This is a genomic window from Novosphingobium sp. 11B (genome assembly GCF_054589055.1).
On record NZ_BAAILP010000229.1, the window covers coordinates 1 to 2,309 of the forward strand.

General features: G+C 67.0%; 1 protein-coding gene. It reads right to left on the reverse strand.

Going from position 1 to position 2,309, the window contains the following annotated elements; all coding sequences use genetic code 11:
• Positions 1-133: 133 nt before the first annotated feature.
• The gene (locus tag ACYPYD_RS20260; RefSeq protein ID WP_459665119.1) at positions 134-2,194 is read right to left on the reverse strand and encodes an NAD(+) synthase; all 2,061 of its coding nucleotides are present in this window, start codon (positions 2,192-2,194) and stop codon (positions 134-136) included.
• Between the last annotated feature and the right edge of the window lie 115 nt (positions 2,195-2,309).

The window sequence follows — 2,309 nt, forward strand, 5'->3', positions numbered from 1 at the left end:
GGGACCGCTGGCGTTTTACTGCAAGCCAACGTCCGGACGCCCAGCCGAGGGTTGGGCTTTGCGCGGCCAGCGGTCCCAGCCTTCGCTGGGATGACGGGGTTAGGCGCGCATCCTCCCCGTTCCGGGGAGGAAGTCACGGCACCCGTTTCTCCAGTTCCGCCAGCCATACCGCTGCGCTGGCGTCGGACGGTGCGCGCCAGTCGCCCCGGGGGCTGAGGGCTCCGGCGGTGGACACTTTCGGGCCATTGGGAATGGCCGAGCGCTTGAACTGGCTGAACGCGAAGAAGCGCGTCACGAACTTCTCCAGCCATGAACGGATGACCGGCAGTTCATAGGCGTTCTTCTTGGCTTCCGGGAAGGCGTGCGGCCATGCCCCCGCCGCCGTGTCGCGCCAGGCGTGCCAGGCAAGGAACGCGACCTTCGACGGCTTCTGCCCGAAGCGCATGACGTGGTGGAGGAAGAAGTCGTTGAGTTCGTAAGGCCCGATCTTCGCCTCGGTGCTCTGGATCGCGCCGTCGGCCCCGGCGGGCACCAGTTCGGGCGAAATCTCCGTCGCGAGGATTGCCAGCAGGATTTCCTCGGTCGAGGCGCTGAACTGGTCGGTCGTGGCGCACCAGCGGATCAGGTACTGGATCAGCGTCTTGGGCACGCCCGCGTTGACCGCGTAGTGGCTCATGTGATCGCCGACGCCATAGGTACACCAGCCCAGCGCCAGTTCCGACAAGTCGCCGGTGCCCACCACGAAGCCGCCGTGCTGGCTGGCAAGGCGGAACAGGTAGTCGGTGCGCAGCCCCGCCTGGACGTTCTCGAACGTCACGTCGTAGACCGGCTCGCCGTTGGCGAAGGCATGGCCGATGTCATGGAGCATCGTCGTCGCGGCGGGCCGGATATCGATCTCCTGCGCGGTGATGCCAACGGCGTCCATCAGCTTCCAGGCGTTGGACTTCGTGCCCTCGCTCGTCCCGAAGCCGGGCATCGTGTAGCCCCGGATGAAGCTGCGCGGCAGGCCCAGCCGGTCGCAGGCGCGTGCCGCCACGATCAGCGCGTGGGTCGAATCGAGCCCGCCCGAGATGCCGATCACCATCGACTTCGCATGGGTCGATTCGATCCGCCGCATCAGCCCGTCGACCTGGATGTTGAACGCCTCGTAGCAGTCGGCGTCCAGCCTGTCGGCGCGCGAGGGGACAAACGGGAAGCGGCTGACCGGGCGCACGAGGCCGATGTCGCCGCCGGCCGGGGCGTGACGGAACGCGACGGTGCGGAATGTTTCCTCCGGCTTGCCTGCCACATCCGCCGCATCGTTGAAGGTGGGGCTGCGCAGACGATCCATGACGATGCGGTCGCAGTCCACGTCGGCCACGCACAGTTCCGCTTCCAGCGAGAAACGCTCCGATTCCGCCAGCAGGTCGCCGAGTTCGTAGACGATGCCCTGCCCGTCCCATGCAAGATCGGTCGTGCTTTCGCCGTGTCCCGCCGCGCAGTAGATATAGGCCGCCATGGCTCGCGCCGACTGGGCCCGGCACAGCATGTGACGCTCGTCCGACTTGCCGATGACGATGTTGGAGGCGGACAGGTTCGCGAGGATCGTCGCCCCCGCCATCGCGCCCAGCGAGGACGGAGGCGTCGGCGCCCAGAAGTCCTCGCAGATCTCGACGAAGAAGCGGAAGTTCCTCAGCACTTCGGACGCGAAGACGAGATCGACGCCGAACGGCACCTCCTGCCCGTTCACGGTGATCGTGGAACCCCGGACGGTCTTGCCGCTCGCGAACCAGCGCTTTTCGTAGAACTCGCGGTAGTTGGGCAGGTAGGACTTGGGCACTACGCCCAGCAGGCGGCCCTGCGCGATGACGAGCGCGCAGTTGTAGAGCCGCCCCTTGCGCTCCAGCGCGGCGCCGACCAGCAGCACCGGCGAAAGGTCGGCGCTGGCCTTGACGATCTGTGCCACCGCAGCCTCGACCGCCTCGATCATCGCGCCCTGCAGGTGCAAGTCGTCGATGGCGTAGGAGGACAGGCTGAGTTCGGGGAAGACCAGCAGGTCCACATGCGCCGCATGGGCCCGGCGCGCTTCGGCAAGGATCGCGTCGCGGTTGGCGGCGACGTCGGCGGTCTTCACGCGCGGGGTCGAGGTGGCGACGCGCACGAAGCCGTGTTCGTGCATGGAGAAGAACGGGTGGCTGGTGTCGGTCATCGGCATTCCTCGAATTCGTCGTCCCGGACTTGATCCGGGACCGCTGGCCGTGAACAGCCCTTTTCTCGGCAGGGCGCCCTGCACGATGAAGCTCACCTAAAGACCGCCAGCGGTCCCGGAT

Coding starts and splice junctions, on each gene's coding strand:
- ACYPYD_RS20260 (WP_459665119.1), bottom strand. CDS start 2,194: ATGCCGATGACCGACACCAGCCACCCGTTCTTCTCCATGCACGAACAC.